Source organism: Morganella sp. Je.2.23, from assembly GCF_051129855.1.
Taxonomy (GTDB): Bacteria; Pseudomonadota; Gammaproteobacteria; order Enterobacterales; family Enterobacteriaceae; genus Morganella; species Morganella sibonii.
Map to the genome: position 1 here is coordinate 38,684 of NZ_JBCPSQ010000003.1, position 17,116 is coordinate 55,799.

At 54.2% G+C, this 17,116-nt stretch carries 20 protein-coding genes; 1 reads left to right on the forward strand and 19 read right to left on the reverse strand.

Annotated features, from left to right (window positions below; genetic code table 11):
* Positions 1 to 2: 2 nt before the first annotated feature.
* Genes cobS through AAZR23_RS12530 form a run of 19 tightly spaced genes read right to left on the reverse strand, consistent with a single transcriptional unit; the run spans position 3 to position 15,545 of the window.
* Complete coding sequence (gene cobS, locus AAZR23_RS12440; protein WP_434692918.1) at positions 3 to 770, reverse strand: adenosylcobinamide-GDP ribazoletransferase; 768 nt, start codon at positions 768 to 770, stop codon at positions 3 to 5.
* On the reverse strand, positions 767 to 1,312 hold the full coding sequence (cobU, locus tag AAZR23_RS12445) for a bifunctional adenosylcobinamide kinase/adenosylcobinamide-phosphate guanylyltransferase (RefSeq protein ID WP_434692921.1): 546 nt from the start codon (positions 1,310 to 1,312) through the stop codon (positions 767 to 769). Before cobU ends, cobS begins: the two co-directional genes overlap by 4 nt.
* Positions 1,309 to 2,844, reverse strand: coding sequence for a cobyric acid synthase (locus tag AAZR23_RS12450; RefSeq protein WP_434692923.1), 1,536 nt, complete (start codon positions 2,842 to 2,844; stop codon positions 1,309 to 1,311). The genes cobU and AAZR23_RS12450 overlap by 4 nt, the downstream gene beginning before the upstream one ends.
* Positions 2,841 to 3,689, reverse strand: coding sequence for an ATP-binding cassette domain-containing protein (locus tag AAZR23_RS12455; RefSeq protein WP_283623416.1), 849 nt, complete (start codon positions 3,687 to 3,689; stop codon positions 2,841 to 2,843). The genes AAZR23_RS12450 and AAZR23_RS12455 overlap by 4 nt, the downstream gene beginning before the upstream one ends.
* On the reverse strand, positions 3,686 to 4,363 hold the full coding sequence (locus tag AAZR23_RS12460) for an energy-coupling factor ABC transporter transmembrane protein (RefSeq protein WP_107679489.1): 678 nt from the start codon (positions 4,361 to 4,363) through the stop codon (positions 3,686 to 3,688). Before AAZR23_RS12460 ends, AAZR23_RS12455 begins: the two co-directional genes overlap by 4 nt.
* The gene (locus AAZR23_RS12465) at positions 4,350 to 4,628 is read right to left on the reverse strand and encodes an energy-coupling factor ABC transporter substrate-binding protein (RefSeq protein WP_046891993.1); all 279 of its coding nucleotides are present in this window, start codon (positions 4,626 to 4,628) and stop codon (positions 4,350 to 4,352) included. Before AAZR23_RS12465 ends, AAZR23_RS12460 begins: the two co-directional genes overlap by 14 nt.
* Positions 4,625 to 5,359, reverse strand: coding sequence for an energy-coupling factor ABC transporter permease (locus tag AAZR23_RS12470; protein WP_046891994.1), 735 nt, complete (start codon positions 5,357 to 5,359; stop codon positions 4,625 to 4,627). Before AAZR23_RS12470 ends, AAZR23_RS12465 begins: the two co-directional genes overlap by 4 nt.
* A 15-nt stretch (positions 5,360 to 5,374) precedes the next feature.
* Positions 5,375 to 6,100 carry a cobalt-factor II C(20)-methyltransferase gene (locus AAZR23_RS12475; protein WP_046891995.1) on the reverse strand — a complete coding sequence of 242 codons (726 nt, stop codon included), beginning with the start codon at positions 6,098 to 6,100 and terminating at the stop codon, positions 5,375 to 5,377.
* A 9-nt stretch (positions 6,101 to 6,109) separates the two neighbouring features.
* Positions 6,110 to 6,892 carry a sirohydrochlorin cobaltochelatase gene (gene cbiK, locus AAZR23_RS12480; RefSeq protein ID WP_434692927.1) on the reverse strand — a complete coding sequence of 261 codons (783 nt, stop codon included), beginning with the start codon at positions 6,890 to 6,892 and terminating at the stop codon, positions 6,110 to 6,112.
* 17 nt (positions 6,893 to 6,909) lie between these two features.
* Positions 6,910 to 7,698: a cobalt-precorrin-6A reductase gene (locus AAZR23_RS12485; RefSeq protein ID WP_434692930.1), complete on the reverse strand. Its 789-nt coding sequence runs from the start codon at positions 7,696 to 7,698 to the stop codon at positions 6,910 to 6,912.
* Entirely contained in the window at positions 7,695 to 8,420 is a 726-nt protein-coding gene (locus AAZR23_RS12490) for a precorrin-3B C(17)-methyltransferase (RefSeq protein WP_046891998.1), read from the reverse strand. The genes AAZR23_RS12485 and AAZR23_RS12490 overlap by 4 nt, the downstream gene beginning before the upstream one ends.
* On the reverse strand, positions 8,414 to 9,481 hold the full coding sequence (locus AAZR23_RS12495; RefSeq protein ID WP_434692933.1) for a cobalt-precorrin 5A hydrolase: 1,068 nt from the start codon (positions 9,479 to 9,481) through the stop codon (positions 8,414 to 8,416). The genes AAZR23_RS12490 and AAZR23_RS12495 overlap by 7 nt, the downstream gene beginning before the upstream one ends.
* A complete protein-coding gene (locus AAZR23_RS12500; protein ID WP_036408525.1) occupies positions 9,456 to 10,235 on the reverse strand; it encodes a cobalt-precorrin-4 methyltransferase in 780 nt (259 codons plus the stop codon). The genes AAZR23_RS12495 and AAZR23_RS12500 overlap by 26 nt, the downstream gene beginning before the upstream one ends.
* Positions 10,228 to 10,797 (reverse strand): decarboxylating cobalt-precorrin-6B (C(15))-methyltransferase, encoded by a 570-nt coding sequence (locus AAZR23_RS12505; RefSeq protein ID WP_434692936.1) that lies wholly within the window; start codon positions 10,795 to 10,797, stop codon positions 10,228 to 10,230. The genes AAZR23_RS12500 and AAZR23_RS12505 overlap by 8 nt, the downstream gene beginning before the upstream one ends.
* A complete protein-coding gene (locus AAZR23_RS12510; RefSeq protein WP_052926969.1) occupies positions 10,797 to 11,408 on the reverse strand; it encodes a cobalt-precorrin-7 (C(5))-methyltransferase in 612 nt (203 codons plus the stop codon). Before AAZR23_RS12510 ends, AAZR23_RS12505 begins: the two co-directional genes overlap by 1 nt.
* A complete protein-coding gene (cbiD, locus tag AAZR23_RS12515; protein ID WP_434692939.1) occupies positions 11,405 to 12,562 on the reverse strand; it encodes a cobalt-precorrin-5B (C(1))-methyltransferase CbiD in 1,158 nt (385 codons plus the stop codon). Before cbiD ends, AAZR23_RS12510 begins: the two co-directional genes overlap by 4 nt.
* A 2-nt stretch (positions 12,563 to 12,564) precedes the next feature.
* On the reverse strand, positions 12,565 to 13,194 hold the full coding sequence (locus tag AAZR23_RS12520; RefSeq protein ID WP_434692941.1) for a cobalt-precorrin-8 methylmutase: 630 nt from the start codon (positions 13,192 to 13,194) through the stop codon (positions 12,565 to 12,567).
* Positions 13,195 to 13,203: 9 nt separating this feature from the next.
* A complete protein-coding gene (cbiB, locus tag AAZR23_RS12525) occupies positions 13,204 to 14,163 on the reverse strand; it encodes an adenosylcobinamide-phosphate synthase CbiB (protein WP_371005513.1) in 960 nt (319 codons plus the stop codon).
* Positions 14,160 to 15,545, reverse strand: a complete 1,386-nt coding sequence (locus tag AAZR23_RS12530) for a cobyrinate a,c-diamide synthase (protein WP_434692944.1) — start codon at positions 15,543 to 15,545, stop codon at positions 14,160 to 14,162. The genes cbiB and AAZR23_RS12530 overlap by 4 nt, the downstream gene beginning before the upstream one ends.
* Positions 15,546 to 16,323: 778 nt before the next feature.
* Between AAZR23_RS12530 and cobA the strand changes: the two genes are divergently transcribed.
* A complete protein-coding gene (gene cobA, locus AAZR23_RS12535) occupies positions 16,324 to 17,109 on the forward strand; it encodes a uroporphyrinogen-III C-methyltransferase (protein WP_046892006.1) in 786 nt (261 codons plus the stop codon).
* Positions 17,110 to 17,116 lie beyond the last annotated feature (7 nt).

Consider the following 17,116-nt stretch of genomic DNA (forward strand, 5'->3'; position numbering starts at 1 on the left):
GCCTACATCCAGGACAGCGCGAGCAGAAAGATGATTTCCCCGCACTCTTCAGCAGCACCGAGAGTGTCCCCGGTCTGTCCGCCGAGGTGGTGGCGGAAATAACGCCCCAGCCCGTAAATGATAAAGGCAGTGACAATCAGGGCACCGAGGGCTTTCATCCCGCCCGCAACAGTGACAATCACCGCGCCGGTGGCGAGAGTGATGACAAACTGGCGCAGACTGATGCGGCCGATATAAATATTACCCATGCCTTCCCCCTCACGGGCATAGCGCTGGTTGTACATCACCAGCGACATACAGGTGCGGCCTGCGACCGGGGCGCAAATCAGTAATCCGGCGGCGGCAGTCAGCGAAAGGGAAGAGGAGGCGAGGAGTTCATACGCAGCCGTGGATTTTGCCATCAGGGCAAAAATCAGTGCCAGGCAGCCATGCGTACCGATGCGGCTGTCGCGCATGATCTCCAGCATTCTTTCACGTTTGCGGGCGGAAAAAATACCGTCACAGGTATCCGCCAGGCCGTCGAGGTGAAAACCGCCGGTGATCAGGATCAGCGCCAGCACATAGCCCAGTGCGGCAATCAGCGGACTGTGTGCCGCTCCTGCTATCCACACGGTCAGCAGTGCTGCAATCACCCCGGCAATCAGCCCGACGACCGGGAAAAACGGCACGCCGCGCCCGTACTGCTGAAATTCAGTGCCTTCACTCCAGCGCTGCGGCACCGGAATACGGGTGATAAACTGAAGCGTGGCCCACAGATATTTCAGATTCATTTGATCTGAACTCCGATCCCGGAAACCACCAGCCAGACCTGTTCAGCCTGACGGGCGAGTTTTTGGTTAATACGTCCGGCGATATCGACAAAATGGCGTGCCAGCCGGTTTTCCGGTGTGATGCTCATTCCCAGTTCGTTGGTGACGATATACACCGGACATTCGCTCTCTTTGCAGGCGTCAATAATATGGTCGATTTCGCTGTTGATGCCGATCTCCAGTTTGGCATAATCCAGCGTGTCCGGGTCCGCACCGCCTGATGCGTCATACAGCAGATTGGCAATCAGCGTGGTGATACACTCCAGCATCACTCCTTCGCCGGGTTTGCGTTCATAGCGGATCGCATGAGCAATGTTTTTAAAACCCTCCCACGTACGCCAGTGCTGCGGGCGATCGGCTTTATGGCGTGCCACGCGGGCGGCCATTTCATCATCCGTTATTACGGAGGTGGCGATATAGAGTGCACTGTGACAGCGGTTATCCACCAGTTCCTCGGCAAAACGGCTTTTACCGCTGCGGGCGCCGCCGGTAATCAAAATCATGCTGTTTTCTCCTTGTGCGCATACATCAGACGGCAGATTTCATCAATATTGAGGTGTTCTCTCATCTGTTGCGCCAGAATATTAAACTGCTGCTCTTTGTGCAATGCGTAGTCAAATGTGCTTTCAGGCAGCGGTTCCAGCCCTTTCTTGTTCCGCAGCTGATTGAGCAGCGGACGGGTAAAATTATTCCGGTCGAAAATACCGTGCAGATAAGAGCCCATCACACTGCCGTCCGGACTGACCGCGCCGTCAGCATGGTTGCACGGCTCGCGGTTTTTCTCGTGCATTTGTGCGAACGGAATAGCATCCGGGCCGGTTTCGGACACGCCCATGTGGATCTCATAGCCGCTGATCGGTTCACCCTGACAGGCAGACCAGATCCCCGGCAGTGTGCCGCACACGGTACCGGCTGTTTGGGTGGTATTTTTTTCCGGGGAGAAGCGGGTGGTGATATCGAGCAGCCCCAGGCCCGGTAAGTCGGATAACCCGGACTCCACATCGTCATAAATATGTTTGCCGAGGATCTGATAGCCGCCGCAGATCCCTGCAACCGGTGTGCCTTGTTGATGGCGGGCGAGGATGGCTTTATCCATCCCTTTCTGGCGCAGCCACAGCAGGTCACCGAGGGTATTTTTGCTGCCGGGGATTATCAGCAGATCCGGTTCACCGACCAGCAGCGGATCGGATTCATAACGCAGACGGACATCCGGCTGGGCGGCAAGGGCATTGAAATCGGTGAAATTGGCAATGTGCGGCAGCTGAACCACCACAATATCCAGCACTTCTTCGGTTTTGCCGTCATATTTACCGACCTGTAACGCGACGCCGTCCTCATCTTCCAGATCCACATCCAGCCACGGCAGCACGCCGAGTACCGGAACGTGAGTCAGATCTTCGATTTGTTTAATGCCCGGCATCAGCAGAGCAACGTCACCGCGGAATTTATTGATGATCACGCCGATCACCCGCGCGCGTTCGTCATCGGTCAGCAGGGCGAGTGTGCCGTAAATGGAGGCGAACACACCACCGCGATCGATATCCGCCACCAGGATCACCGGTGCGCCGATCATCTCCGCCATGCCCATATTCACAATGTCGCCGTCGCGCAGATTGATTTCCGCCGGGCTGCCCGCGCCTTCCAGCACAATGATGTCGTGCTCGGAAGCCAGGTCATTGTAAACATTGCGGATCATGGTTTTCAGCTGCGGTTTATAAAGGTGATATTCCGCCGCATCCATATTCTGCGCGACTTTTCCCATCAGGATGACCTGAGATTTGCGGTCAGAGGTCGGTTTGAGCAGAACCGGGTTCATGCGCACATCCGGTTCAATACCGGCGGCTTCCGCCTGAAAGATCTGCGCGCGGCCCATCTCTTTGCCGTCACGGGTGATCCCCGAGTTCAGCGCCATATTCTGTGATTTGAACGGCGCACAGCGATGCCCGTCCTGAGAGAAAATCCGGCAGAATCCGGCGACTAATACACTTTTTCCGACATCGGAAGCAGTACCCTGGATCATCAGTGAAAATGTCATGCCATTACCTCGTGTGTTCCGGCGGCGGGGGTTGTCTGCTGCTGCAATTGTGCAAACAGCGCCTGTTCAGTTTTGCACAGCGGCAGTCCGGTTTCGCAGTGAAGTTTGACCAGCCACGGCTGTTCCAGCCCGGCGGCGGTGATCATCTCTTTTTGCAGGAAAACGGATTCCGGTGCACCGTGGCCGCACACTTCTCCGTGCGACATCACGTAAATACCATCACAGACCTGATAAATCAGGTCAATGTCATGGCTGGAAATCACAATGTGTTTACCGGCAGCGGCAATGCGGGCCAGCAGATCGATCATCTGCTGCCGGCCGGCCGGGTCCAGTCCGGCGGTGGGTTCATCGAGCAGCAGATAGTCTGACTGCATCACCAGCGCCCCGGCGATAGCCACGCGCTTTTTCTGCCCGAAGCTCAGGTGCTGTACCGGTTTATCGCGGAAGGCGAGGGCATCAACCAGCCGCAGTGCCTCATCTGTCCGGCGTTTGATCTCATCTTCTTCCACCCCGAGATTGCGCAGGGCGAACGCGATATCACTGTCGACATCGGTGTAGAAAATCTGCATATCCGGGTCCTGAAAGACGGTCACCACATGCTGACGCAGTTCCAGCAATGATTTTTTATCGTATTTCAGCGGATTACCGCGCCAGAGTACCTGACCGTCCTGTGGCTTCAGAATACCGGACAGGTTCATAAACAGAGTGGATTTTCCGCAGCCGTTGGCACCGATAATACCGGTGACCTGAGACGCGCCGAAATCCATAGTCAGGTTTTTCAGGATATTATCGTCCTGATAGCGGAAGGTGAGACCGCTGACGGCTAATTGCGGATGATTATTCACAGGTGGAAATCTCCCTGATAGAGCTTCACATTCAGTGCGACGGACATTTGCTGATAGCGCATCATCACGCGGGAAAACAGCATGGTGACCAGCATCGCCAGTGAGCGGTAACCGGTGCGCAGATTGCGGTAGCCGAAGCGCAGGGATTGTGCGTGATAAATAACGGCGGCCTCTTCCAGAAAAATAAAGATAAAGCGCCAGGTCAGCAGGATCTGTTCGATCAGCACCAGCGGCAGACGGCCGCGTTTCATCAGTTTGATCAGTTGCTCAAACGGCATATTGAGCATAAACCAGAACGTGGCGGCGAGGGCTGCCATGCTGCGCCAGAAAGTCTGATTGGCGGTTGCCAGACCGGCGGGATCAAGACCGGCCCAGTACTGACCAATCTGTACGCCCCACAACATCGTGTCCGGTGTGCGGGAAAAGGAGATAATAATGGCCACCAGACCCACAGCCAGAAAACTGAACGGGATCAGCAGCCATTTCAGATAGCGGAGCGGCGATACCCGCAGTAACCAGCAGGTAAACGCCGCAATACACAACAGTAAAGCCGCCTGGCCCGCCGGCGGCAGGCTCATGGCCAGAACCATCATCACAACCCAGAAAGCGAATTTCGCTACCGGATCGCGCTGGCGCCAGCGGCTTTGATAACTCAGGGCATCAAGACTTTGCATTTTTCCGGCCGCTGCGGTAATAACCGAGCACATAGAAAATCACAGCCGTGCCGAGACAGCCCTGGAGCGTAAACAGCAGGCTCTCGATTTCACCGCTGGCCGGTTCATACAGAGACTCAAACCAGGGTTCATAATCCGGCGCGATAGCCAGGATCTGCTGTTCTGCCTGATCATCTGAACCGCCGTATTCACCGCCGTGGTCAATAAAGAACGGGATGATAAAAATCGCAACAGTCAGAAACAGTAAAATCAGTGTCTTTTTCATGCCCGCACCTCGTTACCCACCAGGTTACGTTTCACCAGCTGATCATAAACCAGTACGGTCAGCAATCCTTCCGCAATGGCAATCGGCACCTGGGTCAGACAGAAGATACCCATGAACTTCAGAATTGCCGCACCCATCCCCATCTGCGGATCCGGGAAAGCAACCCCGAGCTGCACCGAGGTGACAAAATAGGTGGTTAAATCCGCTATCACCGCGACAAGGAAGACGCAGATATCCTTACGCCAGCCCAGTTTAGTGGTGAAACGCCAGACCAGATAACCGACGATCGGTCCGATCACCGCCATCGACATGCCGTTGGCACCGAGGGTGGTCAGTCCGCCGTGTGCCAGCAATAATGCCTGGAACAGCAGCACGATGGAGCCGAGCACGGCCACCACGGATGGCCCGAACAGGATCACCGCCAGTGCCACCCCGGTAGGGTGAGAGCAGCTGCCGGTCACTGACGGGATTTTCAGCGCGGAAAGGACAAAGATAAAGGCACCGCACAGTGCCAGCAGGACTTTCTGGTTGGCATCTTCCTGAACAATCGCTTTAAGGCGGACAATCCCCGCGCCGAGGAACGGCAGGAATATCAGCCACCAGGCAATCGCCCACATCGGCGGTAAAAAGCCCTCCATGATATGCATGGCAAAGGCTTCCTGGGGTGCAATCATCAGCAGAATTGTGACGGCGGCACCGGTTAACGAGAACTTTGTGAGTTTCTGTTGCATAACAACCTCACCGAATTATTTCCGGGTTTTATTAATTAATACCGTTGAGAAATAAGGCAGTGTCTGTTCGTCGTCGATCTCATCCAGGCGCCGCCAGCACTGTTCACTTTCCAGTGTGGCATCGGCCATCAGGATGGCATGATCAAACAAATCATGGCGGCGGAGCAGATCGCGTACCTGTTGTAAACGACCATAGACTTTCATTAACACAATGCATTCATGATGCGTAATCGCATGCTCCAGCTCTTCCGGAGATGCGGTGCACGACATGACGGCAAGGCTCTGGTTTTCCATTGCCAGCGGGACAATTGCCCGTGATGCGATAGCGGCAAAAGAGGTCACGCCCGGAATCACTTCCAGCCATGGCTGATTGCCGATACGCTCAAGCAGGGAAACCCAGGTACTGAACAGCATGGAATCACCCAGGGTGATAAAGCCGACTTTTTTACCGTCAGCCACATCGTCCTGAATCGCTTGCGCGACTTCATCCCAGACTGCTTCTTTCGCTTCCTGCGAGGCTTTCATCAGGAAGTGATAGGTTTTCACCGTGGTTTTACCGGTGATATACGGGGCGACAATGGTATGTGCCAGGCTCGGGGCATCTTTTTTACCGGCCGGTGCATACAGGATATCCAGCTCACCGATAATCCGTGCGCCGCGCACCGTGATAAGGTCACTGGCACCGGGACCGGTGCCGATGGCATAAAGTCTGCCCTGTGGTTTTTCTGTTTGCTGACTCATGTGCGGATATTACTCCCCGTTATCCATTGTCTGCGCCAGGTGTTCGACAAACATCTGACGGATCATATTGTTCTCACCCATACCCTGTAACCACGCGGTTGCCTCAATTCCGGCCTGTTCCAGCTGTGTTTTCCAGGAGTCTTCCTCATCGGAGGCCATATCGTTAATCGCGTGATCACCTGCGACCAGCATCAGCGGCATCAGATGCACTTTGCGGACATTTTCTGCTTTCAGGCTTTTAATAATCAGGTCGATTTCCGGATAGCTTTCCACCGCGCCGACGCGGGCCGGGAAGCCGCTGCCGGTCATCATATGATCCAGGCAGGCATAGGCAGAGAAGGCATGGTGAGTAGCACCGTGACCCATAAAGACCACGCGCTCATCTTCTTTCAGTTCCGGCATCTGGGAGTGCAGGGCATCAATCAGGAGGGAATAATCCTCAAAACTGCTCAGCAGCGGTTTGCCCACGCGCAGATAGCGGAAGAACGGACGGTATTTTTCGACCTGGCTGACGATCTTTTCGTACTCATCCCCGTTAATCACATGCAGTGACTGGATAGCCACATCCTCATAACCCTGCTCATGCAGATGGCGTAATGCCTCTTCCGGGTTACTGATATGCAGGTTATCGCGCTCTTTTAACCTGCGGATAATCATGCCGGAGGTGAAGGCGCGGAAAAAATCACGGCCGGGGAACGCTGCCGCAAGCTGCTTTTCACAGCTTTCGATATTTTTTTCACGGGTTTCCGCGTAACTGGTGCCGAAACTAATCACTAATAACGCTTTTTTCATCTCATAACCTCAGTAAATCAACAGACAGAAAAACGGGATATCAGATACTGCTCTACCCCATAAAGATCCTGCAATTCAGTCACATCGCCGGATACCCGGGTCTGCGGGCGGACCACGACAATGCAGGGAATACCCAGCGCCAGACAAGGGGCTACTTTTTCACTGAATCCGCCCTGTGTGCCGGATTCTTTGGTGATCACCACATCCGCGCCGCAGTAACGGTAAAACGCTTCATTAAATTCCGCTGAAAACGGCCCTTTGAGGGCAAAAATCTGATCGATGGTCATCCCGTAAGATTCACACTGCGCCAGCACATCCTGTGTCGGCAGTACCCGTGCCAGCACGGTTTTTCCCGGCAGGCGGGCAAGATAATCTGCCAGTTGTTTGCTGCCGGTGGTCAGCAGAACCCGCTGACCGAGTGTCATGGCAATCTCACAGGCGCTGTCAATCGATTCCGTTTTATAAATCAGCGGGTTATCAACTGTATCAATATCACTCGGGCGGTTATAGCGCACCAGCGGAATACCCAGTTCGCGCTGCACCTGCAAAATAGTGTCGCTGAGTATTGCCGCATAAGGATGCGAGAGATCCGCCAGCAGGCGGACTCCGTGACGGCGGCAGTAATCCGCCATCTCCTGTGCATCCATACGGCCTTCCCGGATCTCACCCTGCAATCCGGCTGCCTGCTGACGGCCTGCGGCGGTGGCGACAGAGAGCCGGTAGCGGACCCCCTGTGCATCCAGATGCTCACAAAGCAGGCGGGCATCACTCGTCCCGCCGAAAATCAGCAGTCCGCCGTCATTCACAGTTTGTATCCCCGTGGTGTGATCATCAGATCATTACTGATATACGTAGACTGGTTGCCGACAATCACCAGGCTGGTCATATCCACGCGGTCAAATTCCATCTCACCGAAGGTCGTGATCCATTTCTCTTCTTTCTTACGGGCAGCGGCTTTCACCACGCCGATCGGGGTGGTGGCAGCTTTGAACGGAGCCATCAGTTCAAAGGCACGGGCCAGATGACCTTCGCGGCCCAGGCTGCGCGGGTTATAGAAACAGATAACAAAATCGGCTTCGGCGGCCGCTTTGATGCGTTTCTCAATCACTTCCCACGGCGTGAGCAGGTCGCTCAGGCTGATGTGGCAGAAGTCGTGCATCAGCGGGGCACCCAGCAGTGAGGCGGCGGCGATACTGGCGGTAATGCCCGGCACCACACGCACCTGAATATCGAGCTTCTCTTTGGTGACGATTTCGAGGATAAGCCCGGCCATGCCGTAAATCCCGGCGTCACCGCTGCACACCATCGCGACGTTTTTCCCTTCCTGTGCAAGCTCAATGGCCAGATGGCAGCGTTCGACCTCTTTGCGCATGCCGGTTTTGATCACTTCTTTGTCGCCCACCAGAGGTTTCACCAGATGGGTATAGGTTTTATACCCGACGACCACTTCCGCTTCTTTCAGTGCGGTGACGGCTTCTTCGGTCATCATGGCTTCACTGCCGGGGCCAATGCCTATAACGGTTAACATACTGTTTCTGCTCCTAACGTAATGGTGATCCCCCGGGTCTTACAGGTTTGCCCTATCAGACAGCCTTTGCTCATCAGCCAGGCGACCGGCCGGGATACACTCCCGACACCCGTGGTTTTTTTAACAAATTCTGATTCCGGGAACTGTGCCGCCACAGGGGCCAGCTCCTCAGCACTGAATACGGTAAACGGCACCTGATAACGGGCAGCCAGCGCCAGCAGGGCGGGCTCCTGTGCTTTCAGGGTAATACTGCCGATAGCGCGGACGGCTTCCGGCAGCAGGTTGTTCTCAGCCAGTTGTTCAGCAAACAGCTGCTGAACCTCGTCTGCCCCGGTATCTCTGCGGCAGCCCATACCGGCAATAATCCGGCGCGGTATCAGCTTGTAAACCGGCACCGGCAGCATAATTTCTTCGCGGCGGTAACTGACATACACCAGCGCATCCAGTTCCGGCAGAGAACGCAAATCAGCCACCGGGATAAGCCCCGGTAAGGCGTATTTGTCCTGCTCCGCCGCCATATCCGGATGCCACCAGATACCGATGCGCTCTCCGCTGACCATCATCTGGTTCAGGGTTTTGACGGTGTTGCGGAAATCGGAGAAAGTGGCATCCATATCCCGCGCCAGCAAATCAAAACTGGTGACCTGATTTACGTCCGTGGCGGTGGTGATCACCGCCTGTCCGCCGATTCTGCCCGCCAGCCAGGCGGCCAGTTCATTAGCCCCGCCGAGATGGCCGGAGAGCAGGCTGATCACATGCTGTCCTTTCTCATCCATCACGATCACGGCCGGGTCACTCATTTTGTCCTGAATCACCGGTGCCAGTACCCGGACGGTAATACCGGTCGCGCCGATGACAATCAGGGCGTCATTCTCTGCAAATGCCTGCTGTAAGGTCGCGGCAAAGCCGTCGCGGAACGGCTCAAAGCCCTCCGACACCAGTTTTTCGCTGGTGTAACAGGTGACCGGGAGCAACGGGCGGATCTTTTCCGCCAGTGCTTTACCGCCCGGTGTCAGGCAAAACAGCGCAATGCGCTTACCGCGAGGCTTTGCGGTACTCATGGCTGAAGCCTGCGTCATACAGTTTTGAATAGTGATACTCGTCGCCGAGGAACGGCCCGACCAGAATCAGTGCGGTTTTACGGATTTTCGCTTCACGCACGGCAACGGTGATCTCCGCCAGTGTGCTGCGCAGCACCTGACAATCCGGCCAGGTTGCCTTATACACCACCGCAACCGGGGTGGTTTCCGGATAACCGCCTTCGGTCAGTTGTTCCACCACACCTTTGATATCCTGAACTGACAGGAAAATCGCCATTGAGGTCTGGTGAGCGGCAAAGCTGCGCAGACTCTCTTTCGGCGGCATCGGTGTGCGCCCTTCGATACGGGTAATAATCAGGCTCTGCGACACTTCCGGTACGGTGTATTCCACACCCAGTTCCGCAGCGGCACCGAGGAATGAACTGACGCCCGGGATCGCGCTGAAGCCGATATTGTGTTCTGACAGCACTTCACCCTGTTCGCGGATAGAGCCGTAAAGGGAGAGATCGCCGGTTTGCAGGCGTACCACCAGTTTGTGGCTTTTCACACCGTCAACCATCACGGTGATGATGTCGTCGAGGGTCATCGCGGCGCTGTCGTAGCTTTCGACGCCGTCTTTGCAATAGTCCAGCAGATCAGTATTGATAAGCGAACCGGCATAAATGACGATGTCAGCCTGTTGTAAAATACGGTAGCCTTTCAGGGTGATAAGACTGATATCCCCCGGACCGGCTCCGACAAACCAGACTTTCTGACGGTCAAACTGTTCAGCCACAACGCGCCTCCTTACGGCAGGAAATAAGATAGGTAGGATTATTCGGTTTAAAATAATAACTGTGTCCCAGCGCGGTCATATTTCCGGCCTGTAATTCACAGCAGTCCAGTTCGCTCACCGCACACTGTTTCAGGTGTGCGATGGCTTGTATCAGGTTATCCAGCAGGATAAAGGTCATCACCAGGGTGCCGTCGCTGTGCAGATGATCAAGAGACCAGTCGATAATCTCCGTGAGATTGCCGCCGGTGCCGCCGACAAACACGGCATCTGCTTTTTCAGCCAGTTCCACCGGCGCATACGCGTCAATCACGCGGATTTGCGGGCAGCGGAAGTGATGGCAGTTCTCTTTGATAAGTGCGATGGCTTCCGGTTTTTTCTCGATAGCAATAATTTCAAGCGCCGGATGGCTGAGTGCCGCTTCAATCGAAACACTGCCGGTGCCCGCACCCACATCAATCAGGCGCTGTGCACCCTGTAAATCCAGCCGTGACAGGGCGAGTGCTCTCACCGGCTCTTTGGTCATCGGGATCTGCTGCCCGCGTAAAAACAGTTCGTCTTTCATCAGGCTACGCTGCCCCGCTTATCAATTAGCACCACATTCATGTTGTAATCACCGGTGACCTCTTCTGCATTGAGAATGGTGATCCGCTCATTCCGGCCGGAAAGATTTTCCCCGATAATCATCCGCCGGGTCTGGCCGCGCAGCAGGATTTCAGCGGCGATTTCTTTCGGGCCGATCTTACTGTCGGTCACCATGCCGATACGCTCATGCGCCAGCAGCCAGTCAAAATCGGGGCTGCGGTTGTGGCTGCTGGTGAGATAAATATCATTCATATCCATTCCGGCACGGGAACACAGGTATTGTACCGAGCTGATACCCGGTACTATCTGCACCTGTTCCGGTGCAAAGGTTTCGCTGATGCGTTTGCCGATGCCGAAAAACATCGGGTCACCGGAGGCCAGTATGACAATGCGGCGATCAAGACGCTCTGCTATCCAGCTCATCAGGCCGCTGATATCCGCATCGATGACACGGGTTTCTGTTGTCAGCCCGGCAAATTCATCCAGATGGCGCTGACCGCCGATTAAAATGTCTGCACCGGAAATCACATCCGCTGCCCGCCGGGTCAGATACGCTTCTGAGCCGGGGCCCACGCCTGTCACATAAATCATCGGAATCCCTCCGTTATGGCGCTCAGCGGACGGTTGGTCCCCAGCACCTGATTATCAAACGAGAACAGAATGGCATCGCAGTGCGGCGGCTCATCGGAGAAACGCAGCATCTGATTAATCCGGTCACAGATTTTTTCTGCGATCCGCGGGTAGACCGCCTGCCAGCCCTGCGCATTGATCAGTTCAATTGCGGCTTCGGTGGTGGTGCAGCCGTCCACTTCCTGTAATAAAGAGAGCGGGGCGCCAATCAGCGCGAGATTAGCAATCAGGGTTTCCATCCGCGCATCCGCAATATGGCTGTGGGTGTGGAAAATCCCTGCGGCAATTTTGACCAGCTTGCCGAAATGCCCGAGGATCACCACCTGCTCAAACTTCAGCCGCGTGGCCTCCTGCAACATATAACCGACAAAGTTACTCATGGTGACGACATAGGCGCCGTCCAGCCCGAGCTGTTCGCTGACAAACCGTTCGCCGTGGTTACCCGGCACCAGAAAAACGCGGGTCATACCCTGCGCGCGTTTCATTTCCAGCTCAATGGACAGGGAGCGCTTCCAGCTCTCTTCTGACATCGGCGTGACAATACCGCTGGTGCCGATAACAGAAATACCGCCGAGAATACCGAGGCGGCCGTTATAGGTTTTTTTCGCCCGCTCTTCCCCTTCCGGTGCGAAGATGGTGACATCCGCGCCCCGGTTCGGGCCGATAGCTTCACGCACCGCCGCTTCAATGGTCTGACGCGGGGTTTTGTTGATGGCGGCATCACCGATTGGCAGTCCGACACCGACTTTGGTCACCCGGCCGACACCTTCGCCGCCGTCAAGGGTGATCACACCGCTGTCATTGAGCGCAACATGGGCGAAAATCAGCATGCCGTGTGTGGCATCAATATCGTCGCCGCCATCTTTGCGGATAGCGGCAGTGGCGGATTGTCCGCAAATCAGCGGATCTTCCACATTCAGGTTCAGCGTCACGCCGGACGGTGTGACAATCGAAACCTGCTGAATCACTTCCTGACGCAACACCATCAGCGCCGCCACTTTGGCGGCGGCAGTGGCACAGGAGCCGGTGGTATACCCTTTTCTCAGTGCCTTGCCTTTGTGCCAGACGACGCCGGTGCCATTATCGTCAGGGGCTGTGGTGTTTTCCTGCGTCATGATTACGCCTCCGGCATCCGGTAGAGGATGGCGTTGATAATTGCGGCGGCCACGTTACTGCCGCCTTTGCGGCCGAGTGCGGCGATACACGGCAGAGAACTCTCCGCCAGGGCATCTTTGGATTCTGCCGCACCGACAAAACCGACCGGCACACCGACAACAGCAACCGGTTTTTCAGTATGTTCCAGTACGCGGAACAGGGCTGTCGGCGCATTCCCGAAAACAAAAATTTTCTCACCCGGTTCCTGCATAGCGATATCCACTGCCGCCATGGAGCGGGTCATCTGCTGCTCTTTGGCGGCGGCGACCACACGCGGGTCGCTGACGTAGCAGCGGCACTCTGAGCCGTATTTCGCCAGACGGGTTTTGTTAATCCCGGACAGTGCCATCGTGGTATCGGTATAAATGGTGCAGCCGCGCATAATGCCGTCACGGAGGGTTTCAATCACACCATCAGAAAAGTGCAGAATATCCAGCCAGTCAAAATCGGCAGTGGTATGGATAGCGCGTTTGATAATCGCCGCATGGTCATCACTGACAAAACTGTATTCCGGCCGTGTTTCGCGGATAATGTCATCGATGATCAGAAAACTGTTTTTTTCGATTTCCTGCGGCTGTTGTATGTAACTCATAATTTTCCCTTACAAAATCCACTGTGCCAGAAGATGAATGACGGCAAATAACGCCAGTGCGGCTGAAGAGGCAACCCACATCAGCCGGATGGTTTTGAGAATATCGTCTGCATTGATGTCACGGGTGTCATCGCCGATCCACGGCTTATCGACCAACTGCCCGAAATAGGTATTCGGCCCGCCCAGGCGCACACCCAGTGCCCCGGCGACCGTCGCTTCGGACCAGCCGCTGTTCGGACTGCGGTGATTCGCGTGATCACGTAACCCGGTGCGGTAAGCGTCCCGGTAACGGTATTTCAGAACAAAGGCGGCGAAAGTGAATAAAATCCAGCTCAGACGCGCCGGAATATAGTTGGCGACATCATCCGCACGGGCGGAAAACATGCCGATATCGCCGTACTTTTCATTTTTATAGCCGACCATGGAATCCAGGGTATTTACGGCCTTATAGGCCATCGCCAGCGGAGCGCCGCCCAGTAATAAGAAGAACAGCGGGGCGATGACACCGTCGGTGGTATTTTCCGCCACCGTTTCGGTCACTGCGCGGGTGATCTGCGGTGGTGTCAGTTCCCGCGTATCGCGCCCGACTATCCATGATAATTTTTCACGACTCTCTGCAAGGTCATCCGCTTTCAGCGCGTCATACACCCGCATTGCCGCATCCTGAAGACAGCGGGTGGCAAGCGCGGTATACGTCATCCAGACAGTCACGAGCCAGCCGAGACTGGTTTCCAGATAAAACGCCAGCGCCAGCACACCGTAACTTACCGCCCAGGTGCCGCCGGCGATCACTATCCACAATACGGCTCCGCCCCGGCGCAGTGCCGCGCCACTCTGACAGCGGCGGCGGATCATACCTTCGGTTTTACGGATGGCGTTGCCAATCCAGCGGATCGGGTGCGGCCAGTGCTCCGGGTCACCGAGGCGCCAGTCGAGCAGGAATGCGATCAGCCAGCTGAGCAGTGTCATAACACGCTCCGCGCCAGAGCAAACCAGTGATCCAATAACCCCGGGCGCTGGGCGAAATGCACATGCAGATACCCGGCAAAGGTATTACCGGCCTGATAACCGCCGTGCCAGCGTTTGAGGATTTCGCCGTCGCGCTCTTTGACAAATTCAAAAGCAGGCGGCAGATCAGTGACAAAATCAGAATAATGGAACTCATGGCCGCGCAGGCGTTCACCGGTACGGACCAGTGTGGTGTCTGTCAGGGCAGTGCCTTCGCAGTAACCAAAGCGTTTCAGGCGGTTACCCATGGTGCTGTGCCCGGCGATGATACAGGTCATCGGGAAGGTATTGCCGCTGCTGTCTGTCAGTGTTTCACCGAGGTACATCAGTCCGCCGCACTCCGCATAAACAGGAATACCGCGCTGATGTGCCGCCAGCAGTGCTTTTCGCATGGCGGTGTTAGATGAAAGTTTTTCAGCATAGACTTCCGGATAACCGCCGCCGATATAAATCATATGGCAGGGATCAGGCAGGGCGCTGTCATTCAGCGGGCTGAATGTGACAATTTCCGCGCCGCTCTGACGCAGTAAATCGAGATTATCGGGATAATAGAAGTTAAAGGCGGCATCATCCGCCACCGCGACGGTCAGCCCGCGTCCGGCATCCGGAGTGGCCAGCGGCAGTGGCGTGCTCTCTGCCGGTGCCTGCCAGTGTGTCAGGGAAAGCAGCTTATCCACATCAACGGTTTTTTCTATCTGATCGGCCAGACGCTGCCAGCGTTCTGTTTGTTGTGCCTGCTCCTGCGGCGGGATCAGTCCCAGATGACGGGAAGGAAGTTCAATATCGTTCATTACCGGCACGTAACCGATTACCGGCACATGGCAGTAGTGTTCAATGGCGTGTTTCAGGAGCTGAAAATGGCTGTCACTGTTAACGCGGTTAATCAGTACCCCGGCGATATTCAGTGACGGATCAAAATGCTGAAATCCCATCACCGTGGCAGCAATAGAAGTGGAAACCGCTTTGCCGTCGACCAGCATAATGACCGGGCAGTCCAGCTGTTTTGCCATCGCTGCGGTGCTGCAATAGTGCGGGTCGGTGCCGAAGCCGTCATACAGTCCCATCACGCCTTCAATCACACCGGCGTCTTTGTCCTGCATATAATGGCGGAATTGCGGGGTCAGAACAGACTCCGGCAGCATAAAGGCATCCAGGTTACGGGAAGGCACGCCGGTGACGGCGGTATGCCAGCTGCTGTCGAGGTAATCCGGGCCGACTTTGCAGGGCTGGACCCGCAGTCCGCGTGCACTCAGTGCCCGCATGATCCCGAGGGTGATCGTGGTTTTTCCGCAACCGCTGCTGGTGCCCGCGATCACGAAAACCTGTTTTTGTGCCTTATTCATACGCTACCTTTGACACGGTGTTGTTGCCAAAAAAACGTCCTGAGACCAGGAAAGCAAAAAAGGTTAATCAGATTAACCCGGTTAACTGTCTTTTTATTTTCATGATCATAAGCAGTACAAAATATTGCCGAACTACAACATGAAAATGTTATGATCATTTAATTAACATTGCCGATTTTTGATATAGTAATTTTCTTTCGGCTATTTATATTTGTTTTTAATAAAACATAAAATGCTGTTTTTATATATCTGCTTATTACAGTTTGTGAGTTTCTTCACATAAATACTTGATTTGTGATCAAGATAAATAAAAAGCAACTATTTTATTTTTATAAACATATGCAAATATGTTAATTAAATGATCTTGTTTTTATTATTTGTTAATGATAATTTCTGATATAGCGATTATCTTGTTACGTATAATAACCTGTTTTTATGAGGTAAATGTAAAAAGTTAATCATTTCAGTCTGTTGGAAGTGATTGTTATACTTGATTTTTTTTCATGAACTCTTCCGTTGCGTGAACGTATTATTGGGATGTCAGTCATATATTTTTTTCTGTAATTATTTAATAATGCAAAATATTAAACAGAATTGTTTTTATTACGTATTTATCGTGAATAGATCAAAGAATAAAGTTCGCGGGTAATTAATACTGCTGTACAACGACAAAACATCATTAATAAATAGTGCTTTTTATCGTCACCAGGTATTGTGCATAACTAATAAAATGATGTGATTTTTTCATATTGATTAATCTGATTGATAAGGCAATAAAATGAGCAAAGGTAAAGTATGGCTGGTCGGAGCCGGACCCGGAGATGCATCATTAATTACCGTAAAGGGACTTCACTGTATACGTCATGCCGAAGTGCTGGTGCATGATCGTCTTGTCAATCCTGAGTTGATCGCCTGTGCCCCGGCTGACTGCAGAATTATAAATGTCGGTAAAACACCGAATCACCATCCGGTGCCGCAGGAAGAAATCAATGCCATCCTGGTAAAATATGCCGCAGAAGGTAAAAATGTGGTGCGCCTGAAAGGCGGCGACCCGTATGTGTTCGGGCGCGGCGGCGAAGAAGCCGAATCCCTGGCGGAGAACGGCCTCGATTTTGAAGTTATCCCCGGCATCAGTTCTTCTATCGGCGGACTGGCATATGCAGGCATTCCGGTCACTCACCGCGATCACGCATCAAGCTTCCATGTGGTTACCGGACATATGTGTCAGGGGAATGAGCCGCAGAACTGGAATGCACTGGCTGCCCTTAACGGCACACTGGTTATCCTGATGGGAATGACCCGTCTGGCTGAAATCAGTCAGTTGCTGATCGACGGCGGAAAATCACCGGATACGCCGGCAGCCGTGGTGATGTATGCCAGCCAGCAGCGTCAGCAGGTGGTCACTGCCACCCTCGCCACATTACCGGAAGAAGCGGCGCGCCATAAATTACATCCGCCGGCGCTGATTGTTGTCGGCAATGTGGTGAATCTGCACCAGATTCTGGCATTTGCCGCCACACAAATTGATATTACGCAGGAAGCGCCATTAGAAGCTGCGTCATAGTATTATC

What these genes read in the sequence shown, in the direction of transcription:
- AAZR23_RS12520 (WP_434692941.1), bottom strand. Translation starts at nt 13,194, where the DNA reads ATGAGTTACATACAACAGCCGCAGGAAATCGAAAAAAACAGTTTTCTG.
- AAZR23_RS12530 (WP_434692944.1), bottom strand. Translation starts at nt 15,545, where the DNA reads ATGAATAAGGCACAAAAACAGGTTTTCGTGATCGCGGGCACCAGCAGC.
- AAZR23_RS12470 (WP_046891994.1), bottom strand. Translation starts at nt 5,359, where the DNA reads ATGCAACAGAAACTCACAAAGTTCTCGTTAACCGGTGCCGCCGTCACA.
- AAZR23_RS12495 (WP_434692933.1), bottom strand. Translation starts at nt 9,481, where the DNA reads ATGAGTACCGCAAAGCCTCGCGGTAAGCGCATTGCGCTGTTTTGCCTG.
- AAZR23_RS12465 (WP_046891993.1), bottom strand. Translation starts at nt 4,628, where the DNA reads ATGAAAAAGACACTGATTTTACTGTTTCTGACTGTTGCGATTTTTATC.
- AAZR23_RS12450 (WP_434692923.1), bottom strand. Translation starts at nt 2,844, where the DNA reads ATGACATTTTCACTGATGATCCAGGGTACTGCTTCCGATGTCGGAAAA.
- AAZR23_RS12505 (WP_434692936.1), bottom strand. Translation starts at nt 10,797, where the DNA reads ATGAAAGACGAACTGTTTTTACGCGGGCAGCAGATCCCGATGACCAAA.
- AAZR23_RS12475 (WP_046891995.1), bottom strand. Translation starts at nt 6,100, where the DNA reads ATGAGTCAGCAAACAGAAAAACCACAGGGCAGACTTTATGCCATCGGC.
- AAZR23_RS12490 (WP_046891998.1), bottom strand. Translation starts at nt 8,420, where the DNA reads ATGTTAACCGTTATAGGCATTGGCCCCGGCAGTGAAGCCATGATGACC.
- cbiD (WP_434692939.1), bottom strand. Translation starts at nt 12,562, where the DNA reads ATGACGCAGGAAAACACCACAGCCCCTGACGATAATGGCACCGGCGTC.
- AAZR23_RS12460 (WP_107679489.1), bottom strand. Translation starts at nt 4,363, where the DNA reads ATGCAAAGTCTTGATGCCCTGAGTTATCAAAGCCGCTGGCGCCAGCGC.
- cbiK (WP_434692927.1), bottom strand. Translation starts at nt 6,892, where the DNA reads ATGAAAAAAGCGTTATTAGTGATTAGTTTCGGCACCAGTTACGCGGAA.
- cbiB (WP_371005513.1), bottom strand. Translation starts at nt 14,163, where the DNA reads ATGACACTGCTCAGCTGGCTGATCGCATTCCTGCTCGACTGGCGCCTC.
- AAZR23_RS12510 (WP_052926969.1), bottom strand. Translation starts at nt 11,408, where the DNA reads ATGATTTATGTGACAGGCGTGGGCCCCGGCTCAGAAGCGTATCTGACC.
- cobA (WP_046892006.1), top strand. Translation starts at nt 16,324, where the DNA reads ATGAGCAAAGGTAAAGTATGGCTGGTCGGAGCCGGACCCGGAGATGCA.
- cobU (WP_434692921.1), bottom strand. Translation starts at nt 1,312, where the DNA reads ATGATTTTGATTACCGGCGGCGCCCGCAGCGGTAAAAGCCGTTTTGCC.
- cobS (WP_434692918.1), bottom strand. Translation starts at nt 770, where the DNA reads ATGAATCTGAAATATCTGTGGGCCACGCTTCAGTTTATCACCCGTATT.